The 14,791-nt window shown below is 62.5% G+C and carries 10 protein-coding genes and 1 riboswitch; of the genes, 1 reads left to right on the top strand and 9 read right to left on the bottom strand.

The genetic code is table 11. The annotated features are described in order from the left end of the window. Window positions 1-7: 7 nt before the first annotated feature. Together CXQ93_RS14890 and CXQ93_RS14885 are read right to left on the bottom strand one after the other, a co-directional pair. Window positions 8-1,663 carry a bifunctional hydroxymethylpyrimidine kinase/phosphomethylpyrimidine kinase gene (locus tag CXQ93_RS14890; protein ID WP_104111219.1) on the bottom strand — a complete coding sequence of 552 codons (1,656 nt, stop codon included), beginning with the start codon at window positions 1,661-1,663 and terminating at the stop codon, window positions 8-10. After that, a riboswitch (TPP riboswitch) is annotated at window positions 1,654-1,752 on the bottom strand. Its footprint overlaps the gene before it by 10 nt. A gap of 166 nt (window positions 1,753-1,918) precedes the next feature. Then, window positions 1,919-5,572, bottom strand: a complete 3,654-nt coding sequence (locus CXQ93_RS14885) for an Rne/Rng family ribonuclease (RefSeq protein WP_104111218.1) — start codon at window positions 5,570-5,572, stop codon at window positions 1,919-1,921. 382 nt (window positions 5,573-5,954) lie between these two features. On the opposite strand from CXQ93_RS14885, the gene CXQ93_RS14880 reads away from it, so the two are divergent. Then, the gene (locus CXQ93_RS14880; RefSeq protein WP_104111217.1) at window positions 5,955-6,581 is read left to right on the top strand and encodes a vitamin K epoxide reductase family protein; all 627 of its coding nucleotides are present in this window, start codon (window positions 5,955-5,957) and stop codon (window positions 6,579-6,581) included. Window positions 6,582-6,950: 369 nt separating this feature from the next. Here CXQ93_RS14880 and ndk read toward each other — a convergent pair whose 3' ends face one another. From ndk to CXQ93_RS14845, 7 genes are all read right to left on the bottom strand, one after another. After that, complete coding sequence (gene ndk / locus CXQ93_RS14875; RefSeq protein WP_062288228.1) at window positions 6,951-7,367, bottom strand: nucleoside-diphosphate kinase; 417 nt, start codon at window positions 7,365-7,367, stop codon at window positions 6,951-6,953. Between the two features lie 43 nt (window positions 7,368-7,410). Then, a complete protein-coding gene (locus CXQ93_RS14870; RefSeq protein WP_104111216.1) occupies window positions 7,411-7,860 on the bottom strand; it encodes a DUF4233 domain-containing protein in 450 nt (149 codons plus the stop codon). Between the two features lie 3 nt (window positions 7,861-7,863). Next, window positions 7,864-9,246, bottom strand: coding sequence for a folylpolyglutamate synthase/dihydrofolate synthase family protein (locus tag CXQ93_RS14865; protein WP_104111215.1), 1,383 nt, complete (start codon window positions 9,244-9,246; stop codon window positions 7,864-7,866). Next, window positions 9,246-12,536, bottom strand: coding sequence for an isoleucine--tRNA ligase (gene ileS / locus CXQ93_RS14860; protein ID WP_104111214.1), 3,291 nt, complete (start codon window positions 12,534-12,536; stop codon window positions 9,246-9,248). The genes CXQ93_RS14865 and ileS overlap by 1 nt, the downstream gene beginning before the upstream one ends. A gap of 373 nt (window positions 12,537-12,909) precedes the next feature. Beyond that, complete coding sequence (locus tag CXQ93_RS14855; RefSeq protein WP_104111213.1) at window positions 12,910-13,677, bottom strand: SDR family oxidoreductase; 768 nt, start codon at window positions 13,675-13,677, stop codon at window positions 12,910-12,912. A gap of 47 nt (window positions 13,678-13,724) precedes the next feature. Then, complete coding sequence (locus CXQ93_RS14850) at window positions 13,725-14,069, bottom strand: DUF488 domain-containing protein (RefSeq protein WP_104111212.1); 345 nt, start codon at window positions 14,067-14,069, stop codon at window positions 13,725-13,727. Window positions 14,070-14,277: 208 nt separating this feature from the next. Continuing rightward, window positions 14,278-14,748 (bottom strand): MepB family protein, encoded by a 471-nt coding sequence (locus CXQ93_RS14845; protein WP_253599494.1) that lies wholly within the window; start codon window positions 14,746-14,748, stop codon window positions 14,278-14,280. Window positions 14,749-14,791 lie beyond the last annotated feature (43 nt).

The following is a 14,791-nucleotide window of genomic DNA, read 5'->3' as shown; positions in this document are numbered from 1 at the left end:
GGTGGTGTTAATCACCAAGGGTCATGATCGGCTCTGGCGCATGGGTATGCGGGGCCGCAAAGAAGTCCAACTCATACTGTGCAGAATGGGCAAAGGCGGCTTTCATACCGGCCCGATCCCGTGCAGATCCGCGCCGGGCCGCGCCGTCCATGATGCGCACAGCGGTTTGTGCGGCGTGTGCGAAATCGTCGCCGGCGTAGCTTTGCAGCCAAGCACCGTAGGGGTGCTCGTGAGAGTTCTCGCCGGAGAGGGCAACATAGTCGGCGTGCAACACGCGGCCCACTTCCGCATAGAGCCAGTAGCAAGGCAACACGGCGGCCACCACTTCTGCGTAGCTTCCAGAAAAAGCCACGCCCTGCAGGTGATCCACATAGTGTTTGGTGACGGGGCCCGGTGCCGTAGCTGTCGTGGCCGTCACGCTCTGGGCCGTCCCGGCAGTGTCTGCTTGTGCCGTCCCGGCGGGTGCCATGGAGTAGCTGCTGAGCCAGTCGCGGTGCAGCGAAGCCTCCACGTCAATGCAGTTTTGCGCCCCGCCGGCCCAGAACTTTTGCTCCTCCTCGGTGGGAGCCAGGGCACTGGCTCTGGCCAGAACCCTTGAATAGGTACCCAGATACAGCGCATCCTGGGCCAGATAGTACGCAAAGTGGTGCCGGGACAGCGTCCCCGCTGCAAGTTCCTTGATAAAATCGAGTTCCATGATGGCCGCACGCTGCTCGGCGCAATCGGCCCAAAGCTCCTGACTGAAGCTGTCCATTCGCGGCGCGGCACTGGCCCACAGCTCATTCAAATGGTTAACGGGTCCCGGTCCGCCGCCAATGCCTAGCTCCTGTGACGTTTCCAAGGCCTGGACAAGCCAGTCTTTTGCATGCCGAACGCTCGTACCCCAATCGCCGAACCGAGCCTGCAACGCCGCCACCGCTGCAGAGAGCGAACATCCCGTCCCGTGCGTGTTGGGCGTGTCAATCCGCGGAGCACGGAATTCCTCCACGGTGCCCTCGAGCGTTATTAGGGCATCCGGACAGTCTGGTCCCGGCAGGTGTCCGCCTTTGACGAGTACCCGAACGTGGTGCGCGGCCGCCAGCTCCTGGCCCTGCTCCAGCGCTTCCGCCCAGCTGGTGGCCACAGGTTTGCCCAGCAACACGCCGAGCTCGGGAAGGTTCGGAGTCACCAGGTGCACCTGCTTCAGCAGCGCCACCATGGCGGTGCGTGCCGCAGGGTCCATGAGCTGATCCCCGCTGGTTGCCACCATGACCGGATCAAGCACGACGACGGGAGGTTGGGTTCGGCCCAGCCACTCCCCTACAGCTGTCATCACCGCAGCGGTGCCCAGCATGCCGATCTTCACGGCGTCAATGGTGATGTCCTCCGACAGTGCCTCCAGCTGTACACGAAGAAACGCCACCGGTGGCACGTGAATGTCTTGGACGCCGCGCGTATTTTGGGCGGTCAGCGCGGTGACGGCCGCCATGGCGTAACCACCGTGGGCTGAGATGGCCTTGATGTCGGCCTGGACTCCGGCCCCTCCGGACGGGTCGGAGCCGGCAATGCTCAGGACTCGCGGATGTTTGACAGGCATCGTCTGCTGAGCAGTTGCCTCGCTGGCAGCTGGGCAATCGGGTGAAAGGGCAGGTAGAGCGGGTGAAAAAATTGCAGTGGTGTTCATCAGGACATCCCTTCGCCGGTGCTAACCGGGCAGGTTCAACGGGTATTGTCTCAGCCGGCCCTGATGGCCTGGCACCCCGTGTCGCACTCCACACTAACGGCAAAGGTGCCGCCCCAAGAAAACATGTCCCTTTACCCGCGTAGGAGACCCCTCATGATCCCAGGAAACAAAACTGGGCCGCAGCTGTGATGCGAAAAACACGCTGGGAGCGTCCACTTCGCGTCACTGCTGCGGGCCAGTATGGGGCCTGAGTTCTTAGAGCTCGGAGGCCGGTACCCCAACACCTAGGATGATGGGCTCGGCGTTCTTCTTGACGGCCGGTGCCGGTGTGAGCGCTGCGCTCACGGTGCTGCTGTGCGTCACAGAACCCTGGCCGGCGGCCGGGGTCTCGATGGTCTCCACGCTCATATCGGCTCCGCCCTGTGCACTGCGGGCGCTGCGGTTGCGGCGGCCGCGGCGGGCCCGTGAACGGTTGCCTCCGGGCTCACTACCCTCGTGGTCCGGCTCGTGACCGGGCGCGGCTAGCTGATCCAGCGCCTGCGTCAGATCAGCCAAGGCGGCTGCCTGATCGGCATTGTTCGGCTGAGCGAAACCACTGCTTTCACTGCGGTGTCCGCGGGGCAGCTCAATGGCTTCCCCACCAAAGGTGAGGGTGGCGGCGTCGGAGGATTCCTGCTGATCTACACGCTGCGAGGCGCCCTCGCCAACAGCCTGCTCCTGCACCTTGACGTGTTCATGGTGCGTGGCGGCAGCAGCTGCGGCAATGTTGGCCAGGGCGGTGCGGGCTTCGTGGGCCTTTTGTGCCATTTGGGCCTTGGCAGCGTCGGAGAGCTCATCATGAGCAGACGTGTGAACGGGCGCATGCACAGGAACAGCTAACGGAGCAAGCGCTGATTCCTGCGCCGTCTCACCCGATTCGCCCTGCTGGCCGCGATTGCGGTTGCGCTTGCGTTCGCTGCGGGTTGACCGGTTGGCCGAACGCTCGGGCTCGCGCTGCTCCACCTTCGGTGCGTGAGTGTGAGCGGCAGCAGCTTCCACAGCCGGGGAATGCGTGCGGCGGTGCTCTACGGGAATCTCATGCGTGACCATGCCGCGGCCAGCACAGGACGGGCACAGCTCGCCAAAGACTTCCAACAGACCGGTACCCATGCGCTTACGCGTCATCTGGACCAGACCCAAGCTGGTCACCTCGGCTACCTGGTGCTTGGTCCGGTCACGGCCCAAGCACTCGACCAGGCGACGCAGGACCAGGTCGCGGTTAGATTCGAGCACCATGTCGATGAAGTCAATGACGATGATGCCACCAATGTCGCGCAGGCGAAGCTGACGCACGACTTCCTCGGCAGCTTCGAGGTTGTTCTTGGTGACTGTCTCTTCCAGGTTTCCACCGGATCCGGTGAACTTGCCGGTGTTGACGTCAACCACTGTCATGGCTTCGGTACGGTCAATGACCAATGAGCCACCCGAGGGCAGGAAGACCTTGCGTTCCAGAGCCTTGTTGATCTGCTCATCAATGCGGTGCGCGGCGAAGATGTCCTCGGACTTGCTCCACTTTTCCAGTCGGTCCAGCAGATCCGGGGCCACGTAGGTCACGTAGGCCTCGATGGTGTCCCAAGCGTCCTCGCCGGAGACGACCAGCTTGGAGAAGTCCTCGTTGAAGACGTCACGGACCACCTTGATGGTCAGATCAGGTTCGCCATAGAGCATCTCGGGAGCAAGGGTCTTGTGTGAGGTGGCGCGCTCATTGATGCCAGCCCACTGGGCACGCAAACGGTTGATGTCGTTTGTGAGCTCTTCCTCGCTGGCACCCTCGGCCGCGGTGCGCACAATGACGCCGGCGTTTTCGGGCAGGTGGTCCTTCAACACGCGCTTGAGGCGATTACGTTCCACATCGGGCAGTTTGCGGGAGATCCCTGTCATGGAACCGCCGGGTACGAATACCAGGTAGCGCCCGGGCAGTGAGATCTGGCTGGTCAGGCGGGCGCCCTTGTGGCCCACGGGGTCCTTGGAGACCTGGACCAGCACCGAGTCACCGGATTTCAGTGCGTTCTCAATGCGGCGCGGCTGGCCGTTAAGGTTGGCACCATCCCAGTCAACTTCACCGGCGTACAAAACGGCGTTGCGGCCGCGGCCAATATCAACGAACGCAGCTTCCATGCTGGGCAGCACGTTCTGAACCTTACCCAGGTACACGTTGCCGATCAGCGAATCCTGCTGCGTCTTGGAGACGAAGTGCTCGGCCAGGATGCCGTCTTCCAAGACACCAATCTGGATCCTGTCATCAGCCTGACGAACCACCATGACACGGTCCACAGATTCGCGGCGGGCCAGGAACTCGGCTTCGGTGATGACTGTACGGCGGCGGCCGGAGTCACGCGAGTCGCGGCGACGCTGCTTCTTGGCTTCCAGACGGGTGGAACCGCGCAGGCTCGTGACACGGTTGGAGGCGCTGGCGCCGGTCTCCGCAGGAACGCGAGGTGCCCGGACACGTGTGACGGTGTTGGGCGGATCCTCATCGCTGCCACCTGTCAGTTCCAGATCTGCATCACCACGGCGGCGACGACGACGACGGCGCGAGGTCACGCCGTCGTCGGCACCATCGTTATCATCGTCAGGGGCATCCGTTTCTTCAGGACTTTCGACGGCTTCCCCGTCATTGCTGCGAGGGCGGCGGTTACGGTTGCGGGAGCGGCCGCGCTGCTCAGAATCTGCACTCTGCTCAGCTTCACCGTCAGCGCCATTTTGGGTGGAGCTGGCGGTGGCAGCCGGTACTGCCAGGCTCATATCCGGAGCCAGGAACAGTGCCAAGATGCCGGCGTCAGGGGCCATGAACAGGGACTCAGTCACGGGAGCATCCGGAGTCTGCTCTGCTGTTTCTGCGGGCGCTACGGTTTCCGCTGCTGCTGTGGGCGCTTCGGGTGCTGTGGGCGCTTCGGGTGCTGTGGATGCTTCGGGTGCCGCCACGGCGGGGCCGGCAGCCTTGGATACGGTGCGGCGGCGGCCACGCGTGTTCTTGGGGGCGGCAGGCTCTACGGTAGGAACAGCAGCGTCGTCTGTGGCCTCAGGGGTTGCCGTGACGTCTGTGGTGACCGGAATCTGAGTCTGGGCGGCAGCGGTGGATGCAGTGGCAGGGGCGCCAGCCTTCGCGGCGGCGCGGCGCGCCGGTGCCTTAGTCCGGCCAGCCCGAGGAGCCGTGGCCTCCTTGACCGGGGCGAGAACTGATTCGGTTGTGGGGGCCATTGCCTCAGGGGCCGTTGCCTGCACTGCAGCTTCTGCGGCCGGAGCTGCATCGGCGGGCGCAACCTTGGTGACGGGAGCTTTTGCGGCCCGGCTGCGCCTGGCCGGAGCCTTCTTGGTGGTGGCAGCATCCACTGCAGCAACTGGAACATCCAGTGCCTCGGTTGCTGCTCCTTCGCCTGCCAGGCTCAGTTCGCCCTGTCCGGAAACCTCTGCCGAAACAGGTGCCGTGACAGGAGCGCTGGCGCGGCGGCGAGTGGCCTTCTTGACGGGTGTAACTGTTGGTGCTGATGCGGCGGTGCCTGTTGTGGCAGGAACGGCGATTCCATCGAGCAACGACGGACCGGCGTTGTTGGCTTCTGACGCCGGTGCCCCAGCTGAGGCTGCGGAGTCAGCTGCATCAGTGACTGTCTCAGTCTTCTTGGCGCGGCTACGTCGAACAGGAGCTTTCTTAGCCGGAGCAGCTTCGGCAACCGGAGCGGCTCCCGCAGTCGCGGCGGCGGCTGCAGGTGAGGTGGCAGCCGACGCTGCAACCGGAGCGGACTGCGTGGCTGCGGTGGCGCCGGGGCTGGTCACAGCAGAGGTGGCACGGCGGGATCGCGTGGCCCTGGTCTTTGCCGGGGCTGCCTGCGCAACATCTGTGTTATCTAGAGTGGGCTGTTCATTTTCCATTGTGGGCATTACCTTCGCGCCGACTTGGCACCCCCACATAGAGTGCCAGGTTCGGCCGATGTGCCAACACCCTCGGGCGTTGACGGAAGTCGTCTAATTACTTCTCAGGCGGCACCAACTTCCGGGTGCGCAAGCTCTGACAAGCCAATGGTTTGCGAGAAACGTGGCTGGTGGATGGCTGCACACGAGGCAGCTTCTGCTCCAGCAGCCCGTGAGCGTGCCATTGGACCGAGGGGCGCATGTGGATCGCCAACCAGCCGAACTCATTGTCTCATACGCGCTAGTCCACACGGCGATTTCACGCAGGGCGCGCCAAGAATCGCACGCTACAATCAGGACACGATCAGGACAAAATCATGCCTCTCGGCAGGAATAGGACGCCATGCCCAGCACGAATGTTTCCACCAGCGATCCCGCCGAGCTGGATAAACCTGCCATGACGCGGGCTAAACCGTTTGGCTGGCTGCTGGTCATCACAGGTGCCATTGCGTGGATTGCCTCCTTCACCCTGGTGATGGAACGGCTGCATCTCTATGCAGACCCGAACGCTGTGATGAGTTGTGACTTCAACTCGTGGATCTCCTGCGGAGATGTCATGAAGACCCCAGAAGCCGCCATACTGGGCTTCCCCAATCCGTTCATTGGCATCTGTGCCTTTGCCGTCATCATGACCATCGGTGTGGTCCTGCTGGCCGGTGCACGCATGAACCGTTGGTTCTGGATCTGTGTGCAATTAGGCATCACGGCAGGGATGGCCTTGGTGAGTTGGTTCTGGTTTACGGCCTTGTACACGCTGGCTATTCTGTGCCCCTACTGCATGATCGTGTGGGCCATGATGATCCCGCTCTTTGTCTTCATCACAGTGCGCAACGTCAACCATGGAGTCATTCCGGCACCGCCAGCGCTGACCAAGTTCCTCAACAACTGGGCCTGGGTGATCGTCGGCCTGCTCTACATTGCCGTGTTGGCCTCCATCTTCTTCCGCTTCATGTACGCCATCATCGGCTAAAGCGGACAAAAAAGTGCGACGGCGGGTGGTCACCTTGAAGGTGACCACCCGCCGTCGCTTTTTTGCGGGCTGGGCCTAAGCTCGCCAGGTTCCCAGCAAATCGCGCCAGCGAAATTCTAGGGGCCGGCTGGGCCCACGCTCGCCAGGTTCCCGCGAAATCGCGCCAGCGAAATACTAGGGGCGGGCTGGGCCCACGCTCGCCAGGTTCCCAGCAAATCGCGCGAGCGAAATACTAGGGGCCGGCTGGGCCCACGCGCCCGAGGGACCCAAGGAAAGACGCGCCAGCGGATTTCCTTGGGAGGGCTGGGCCCACGCTCGCCAGGTTCCCAGCAAATCGCGCCAGCGATTTACTGGGCCGGCGAGTGGGGACTAGGCGAACCAGATGCCAATCTCACGCTCTGCGGACTCTACGGAGTCGGAGCCGTGGACCAGGTTCTGCTGAACCTTCAGGCCCCAGTCGCGGCCGAAGTCGCCACGAATGGTGCCGGGGGCTGCCGTGGTGGGGTCGGTGGTTCCGGCTAGCGCGCGGAAGCCTTCGATGACGCGGTGGCCCTCGAAGATCGCTGCAACAACCGGGCCGGAGAGCATGAACTCAACCAGCGGCTCGTAAAACGGCTTGCCCACGTGCTCTTCGTAGTGCGCCTCGAGCTGCTCACGGGTAGCTGTGACCTTCTTCAGCTCGGCCAGGGTGTAGCCCTTGGCTTCGATGCGGGCCAGAACGGCACCGGAGAGGTTGCGTGCCACGCCGTCGGGCTTCACAAGGACAAGAGTGCGCTCAATGCTCACGAATAACTCCAATAATTAGGTAAAAAGGACTATCAACAACAGTTTACTTGGACGGCTCGTCGGGAGCAGATTCCACCGGATTCGCCGCATCCCATTCGGCCTGCAACTTCGCCCGAACAACGTTCTCGCGGTCAATCCTGGCACCGGCAAACAGGGCATACCACCAAGCGACCGCGAAGAGCACGCCCACCACAAACATGGACGGCTCCCAGAATCCTCCCGCAATGAGCATTAGCTGCAGGATCCAGCCAACGGCCACACCCCAAGACTTACGCACCACCCCGCAGGCAAGAATAAGTAACACCGCCAAAACGGCACCCGCAATGAGGTAAACCGGGTTCTTATCCTTCAAGCCGAAGAGCGCCAGCCCCAAGAAGAGGGCCACGAACGCCTCGAGCATCAGGACCACCGAGGCGAACATCATCTTGGTGGAGCGCAGCTTCTTGGGCGTATTAGGCCGCCACTCTCGCTGAGCCTTAGTCAGTTTTGCCATGAACTAGGCGCCTTCCTTTTCGCCGGGGCGGCCCAACAGGATCCGAGCCTCGCCCACCAGGGTGATAGAGCCGGTGATCAGGACTCCACCGGCCAGGTCATTATTAGCTTCGGCGCGCTCCACAGCCCACTCGATGGCGTCGTCGAGCTTCTCGGCAATGTGAATGTCTTCCTCATCCCAGCCAAGGTCGACGGCGATTTCAGCCAGTTCCGCTGCCGGGATGGCGCGCGGGGACGTGGACTGGGTCAAGCACAGTTCCGCAGCTTCATCGCCGTACGCTTCCTTGATGGAATTGAGGATTTCCTCGGCATCCTTTTCGACCAGGACACCCAGAACCACCACGAGCTTGCTGAAGGCAAAAGACTCCTGCAGGGCGGCGGCGCTGGCGGCAATGCCTGCCGGGTTGTGCGCGGCATCGACCACAATGGTGGGCGAAGTGCGCATGACTTCCAGGCGGCCGGGCGAGGTGACGGCGGCGAAGCCTTCCTGAACCAGTTCCCTGTTCAGCTCCTTCTCTCCCCCGCCCAAGAATGCTTCCAGCGCAGCAAGTGCGACGGCGGCATTCTGGGCTTGGTGTTCACCGTGCAGCGGGAGCAGGATGCCCGGGTATCGCCCGGCCAGACCCTGCAGGTCCAGCATCTGTCCGCCCACGGCGACGGTGCGTGCTTCGACGCCGAACTCCACGCCTTCAAAGCGGAAGTCGGCGTGCTTGTCGCGGGCCGCCTCCAAGATGACCTGGGCAGCATCCTGTGGCTGGGCTGCGCTGATGACAAACGCGCCCTCCTTGATGATGCCTGACTTCTCCTGTGCAATGAGCCCCGTGGTGTCGCCCAACAGTTCGGTGTGATCGAGGGAGATGGGGGTGATGACAGCAACCTGTCCATCGCCCACGTTGGTGGCATCGGTGATGCCACCCAATCCAACTTCCATGACTGCTACATCTACCGGCTGATCGGCAAAGATGGCGAACGCAAGGATGGTCAGGCACTCGAAGTACGTCAGACGGTTTTCGCCCGCGGCTGTGAGTTCGGCATCGACAATGTCCAGGTAGGGGCGGATTTCATCCCAGATCCGCACAAACGTCTCGTCGCTGACAGGAGCCCCGTCAACGCTGATGCGTTCGGTGACCTTCGTCAGGTGGGGGCTGGTGTAGCGGCCCGTGCGCAGATCGTGAGCCAGCAGGCCACACTCGATCATGCGCGCCGTAGAGGTTTTCCCGTTGGTGCCAGTGATGTGGATGATGGGGAACGCCTTGTTGGGGTCACCCAGAATGTCCATGGCACGGAACAAGGGAGCCAGACGCGGTTCCATTTTGTTCTCCGGGGCACGGCCCAGGAGCTCGGCGTAGACACTCTCCACCGAGAATTCGTCGTGGTGAGCGCTCATTAAGACACTGTCCGTTCAACTGTGATGGTGGTTTCAACGTCACCGGGGATGAGTTCAAGCTTGAGTGTTAGGGTCTCGCCCTTGACCAGCTCGGCGTTGGCATGCAGGGCATCGATGACGTCCTGCGGGGCGCTGATGATGGTGCGGATCCGGTCACTGACCTGCAGACCGGTGTCCTTGCGGGCCTGCTGGATGGCGCGGATCATATCGCGCGCCGTGCCCTCAGCCTCAAGCTCGGGGGTCAACTCGGTGTTGAGCACCACGAAGCCGCCACCAGGCAACATCGCAACGGCACTCTTACCGCCGTCGTGCCCGTCAGCCACAACTGTCTCCAGCGTGTACTCGGACTCTTCCAGCGCCAGGCCACCGGCAGTGACAACGCCGTCGGTGACGGACCAGTCGCCGGACTTGGAGCCCTTGATGGCGAGTTGGACGTTTTTGCCTAGGCGTGGGCCGGCGGCACGGGCGTTGACCACGAGCTTCTGGGAGATGCCGAACTCCTCCGGGGAAGCGTCGGCAGAGTCAACAAACCGCACGGAGCGGATGTTGAGTTCCTCCGCAACAATGGCGGCGCCGTCGTTCAGATCTGCGGCGTTGGGGGCCACCACGGTGAGTTCGGCCAGCGGCAGGCGGACGCGCAGCTTGGCGGCCTTGCGCAGGCTGGAACCGGTGGAGCAGACCTGCTGGATCTGATCCATCTGATCAACCAGAGCAGCATTGGCCAGGAACAGATCGGCGTTGGGCCAGTCGGTCAGGTGCACGGAGCGCCCGCCGGTGAGACCGCGCCAGACTTCCTCGGTGACCAGCGGCAACAGTGAAGCTGCCACGCGGCACACAGTTTCCAAGGCGGTGTAGAGCGCGTCGAAGGCGTCCACGTTCTCGTCAAAGAAGCGGCCGCGGCTACGGCGGACATACCAGTTGGTGAGCATGTCAAAGTAGCTGCGCAGGGAATCGCACGCGCCGGAGACGTCGTAGTCGTTGAGCTTGGTTTCCATCTCGCGCACCAGATCGCCGGTGTTGGCCATGAGGTACTGATCCATGGGATCGGAGTAGTCGTCATAGCGCAGCTTGGCGTCGTAGCCCTTGCCCTCGTTGGCCGTGTTTGCGTACAGGGTGAAGAAGCTGTACACGTTCCACAGAGGCAAGATGACCTGGCGGACACCCTCGCGGATGCCCTGTTCGGTCACCACCAGGTTGCCACCGCGCAGGATGGGGCTGGCCATCAGGAACCAACGCATGGCGTCAGCGCCGTCGCGGTCCAGCACCTCGGAAACATCCGGGTAGTTGCGCAGGGACTTGGACATCTTCTGCCCGTCGGAGCCCAGGACGATGCCGTGGCTGATGACGTTCTTGAACGCCGGACGGTCAAAGAGCGCCGTGGAGAGCACGTGCAGCATGTAGAACCAGCCACGGGTCTGCCCGATGTACTCGACGATGAAGTCGGCCGGGTTGTGCGTGTTGAACCAGTCCTCGTTCTCGAACGGGTAGTGGACCTGGCCGTACGGCATGGAGCCCGAGTCAAACCAGACATCCAGGACGTCTTCCACGCGGCGCATGGTGGACTGGCCCTGCTCCGGCGTGCGGGGGTCGCTCGGGTTGGGGCGGGTCAGCTCATCGATGAACGGGCGGTGCAGATCAACCTCGCCCTCCTTGTTCACCGGCAGGCGGCCAAAGTCTGCCTGCATTTCGGCGAGGGAGCCGTACACATCGGTGCGCGGGTACTCGGGGTCATCCGACTGCCATACCGGGATGGGGGAACCCCAGTAGCGGTTGCGGCTGATGGACCAGTCGCGGGCGTTGGCCAGCCACTTGCCGAACTGGCCGTCCTTGACGTTGCCGGGGATCCAGTTGATGTCCTGGTTCAGTTCCACCAGGCGGTCCTTGAACGCTGTGACCTGAACGTACCAGGAGGACACGGCACGGTAGATCAGGGGTGTGCGGCAGCGCCAGCAATGCGGGTAGCTGTGCACGTAGCTGGCCTGGCGGACCAAGCGGCCGGCGTCCTTCACTACGCGGGTGATGGTCTTGTTGGCGTCAAAGACCTGCACGCCGGCGATCTCGCTTAGCGGACCGCCTGCAAAGAGCGGGAGGAACTTGGCACCCTCATCGACGGAGAGGACTACCGGGATGCCGTACTGCTCGCAAACCTTCTGATCTTCTTCACCGTAGGCCGGAGCCTGGTGAACAATACCCGTTCCGTCGGTGGTGGTGACGTAATCGGCCACCAGGAACTGCCAGGACTTGGCGGTGCCGTACTTCTCGTCGTCGGCGAAGTAGTCCCACAGGGGCTCATACTTCAGGCCTTCAAGCTCGGCACCCGCGTACGTGGCGGTGACAGCGGTTGTTGCGGCAGCTCCGTCGTCGTACCCGAGGTCCTTGGCGTGCGCGGCAACCAGGTCAGCGGCGAGGAGGAACTTCTCGGCCGAGGCGCCCGTACCGGAACCGTTCGGGCCAACGGGCACGACGGCGTAGCTCACCTTGGGTCCAACAGCGAGGGCCTGGTTGGTGGGCAGGGTCCACGGCGTGGTGGTCCAGGCAATCGCGGCGACGCCGGCCAGTTCCTGGGACAGCGCGGATTCGCCGGCGAGGATCGGGAAGGTGACGGTGACTGTCTGGTCCTGGCGGTCCTTGTAGACGTCGTCATCCATGCGCAGCTCGTGGTTGGAGAGGGGGGTCTCATCCTTCCAGCAGTAGGGCAGCACGCGGTAGCCGTTGTAGGTCAAGCCCTTGGAGTGGAGCTGTTTGAAGGCCCAGAGCACGGACTCCATGTACTCGACGTTGAGGGTCTTGTAGTCGTTGTCGAAGTCGACCCAGCGAGCCTGGCGGGTGACGTATTCCTGCCATTCGCCGGCGTACTTCATGACGGAGGAGCGGCAGGCGTCGTTGAACTTGTCGATGCCCATGGCCTCGATCTGGGCTTTGTCTGTCATACCCAGCTGCTTCATGGCTTCCAGCTCGGCGGGCAGGCCGTGCGTGTCCCAGCCGAAGCGGCGCTCAACGCGGCGGCCAAGCTGCGTCTGGTAACGAGCCACGAGGTCCTTGACGTAACCGGTCAACAGGTGTCCGTAGTGCGGGAGACCGTTGGCGAAGGGCGGGCCGTCGTAGAAGACGAATTCGTTGGACCCATCCTGGCCGGCGTCGCGCGCATCAATGCTGGCCTGGAAAGTGCCGTCTTCGTCCCAGTACTTCAGGACGAGTTCTTCCACCTTCGGGAAATTCACGGAGGAGGGAACGTGCTTGGATTCGGCATGGAGGCCGGCGGCGGCTGAGGCCTTCGGGAAGTGGGTCATCACATCATCCTGGTTGTGGGTGTTCAGGTTCAGGATGCAAGGACGGCTTGCGCCGCGGTACCACCTCGCTTACCGTGCCCGTTTTTACACAGGTGCGGCCGCTCATTAGCTGCTGTGACGGGCTTACCCGTCCGGTTCTACTTGCCCTTTTTCATCAGGACGTTCTTCCGGAAGCTCACCGGTGATGGCCGGGTCGAAGCTTTGTCCATTATTCTACCGGATACTTACGCGGGGCTGGCACTGCACCCATCTGGCTCTCGCGAACCCTCATCGCCCCTGGCTCTCGCGAACCCTCATCGACCCGTGAGATATGGCTGCTTTGGGCGCAGCTAAAGCGCCTTTTCTCACGGATCGATGCGGCGAAGGCCCTGGGCTAGCGGCGAATCACCTTGTGTGCTGCTGCCTGGGCCACCGGACGCATGACGATCTGATCCAGGTTGATGTGATGGGGAAGCCCGACGGCGTACGCCACCACCTCTGCCACGTCCTCAGCCGTCAGTGGTTTGTCCACGCCCTGGTACACCGCATCTGCGGCTTCCTGGTTCCCGCCGAGCCGGTTAACAGTGAATTCATCGGTGCGGACCATTCCGGGGGCCACCTCGATGACGCGGATATTGTGTTCGGCTTCTTCCAATCGCAAGGCACCCGTCAGTGCGTGCTGGCCGAACTTGGCGGCGTTGTAGCCAGCGCCGCCTTCATAGGCAGTGTGCCCGGCGGTGGATGTCAGGTTCAGAACCGTGCCAAAACCGTGCTGACGCAAATCTGGCAGGAAGGCCTTGAGGACCTTCAACGTGCCCAACACGTTGACTTGATACATCCAGTCCCAGTCGTCTTCATTGCCGTTGGCCACGCTGTCCACACCGCGAGCGCCGCCGGCAATGTTGACCAGGGTATCCAGGCCACCTGATGTTTTGAACGTCTCGGTAGCGAAGGTGCGAAGGCGCTCAATATCCTCACTGACGGTGACGTCCACGGTGAACGGCGTGGCACCAGTTTCCTGTGCCAGCTGGGCCAAGCGGTCCTCGCGGCGAGCCACGGCAATCACGTTCCAGCCGTTGCGCCGGAGTTGACGGACAGTAGCGGCACCTATTCCGGAGCTGGCGCCAGTGACAATTGCATTTTTGGAAGTGTTTTCAGCCATGCTTTTAATCTAGCGCGGTTGCACGGAGACGGTGAACGGGACTCTGGCTATGACGTGGCATTGAGGAAACGTAGCAGCACGGCGGCCTGGTTTTGTTGGTGATCCTTGGCGCCGTAGAGCAGCACGACATGCTCATGTTCTCTGATGAGCTCACGCAGCCCCGTCACTGCCGGGTTTCCGTGCAGCTCCGCTGTGTAGTCACGCTCAAAGGTCTCGAAGTGTTCAGCCACGTGACCAAACGCGTTGCGTACCTCTGTACTGGGGGCTGCTTCCTTGAGCCAAAGGTCAATGGTGTCCTTTTTGATCCCGCGCGGCCACAGCCTATCCACGAGAACGCGGTACTCCCCCGGTTCCGGCTCTTCATAAACCCGCAGAATCCTGATGGTGCCCATGTTGGCATGATAGCCCCGGCATCGCGGCTGCGTCAGGGCCCGTGCAGCTGAGGGACTTTGTTTATACGCAGCTGCGCCCGTTTCGGCTTGCGGTAGAACAAGAGCACCGCAACTTGGCCGGGCGTGGCGTGGGTACAAATAAAGTGGAGTTTGTTTATACGCAAGCTGCCCGGGCGTGGCGTACGTATAAGGTTCGGTTTCCACTGCGTCAGGCCGCGTACAGCTCCCTGACACGTTCAGCCGGAGCGTCATGGGCCACAAAGTACTCACACTGCCATGCCTGCGTTCGCTGGGCCTGGGCACTGGTGACTTCAACGTGGGGAGGGTAGACACGCATGGCCCGTTTCCCGCCCTTCCCGGAAACAGACACCACCCCGTGGCGAGCTAAAACGGCAAGGGGGAACATGAACATGCCCAGCCCCGCACCGACGCCGGCCTGAACAACAAACAGCTCAACGCCGTCGGACGTGTCAAAGGGCCGGATAGGACCGGCCACGGAACGCTGCCACAGCGTCACAAACTGACCAACCTTGGTGGGCGTGGTTTTAGCAACACGGAACACCGCCCGTCGGCCGGCGAGGGACAGCGTGTGGGCTTGATACTCGCTGCTTTCCGGCTCGGGCGCCACATCCGCAACCGGCAGCTCCCACTGTTCCCACATCTGACACGAGGATTCCACGCAAAAAACTCCTGAATCTAGGTTCCGGGGCAACTCATGAAAG

Source organism: Arthrobacter sp. N199823 (assembly GCF_002929705.1).
Classification (GTDB): domain Bacteria; phylum Actinomycetota; class Actinomycetes; order Actinomycetales; family Micrococcaceae; genus Specibacter.
This window is presented reverse-complemented; position numbering and strand designations above follow the sequence as displayed.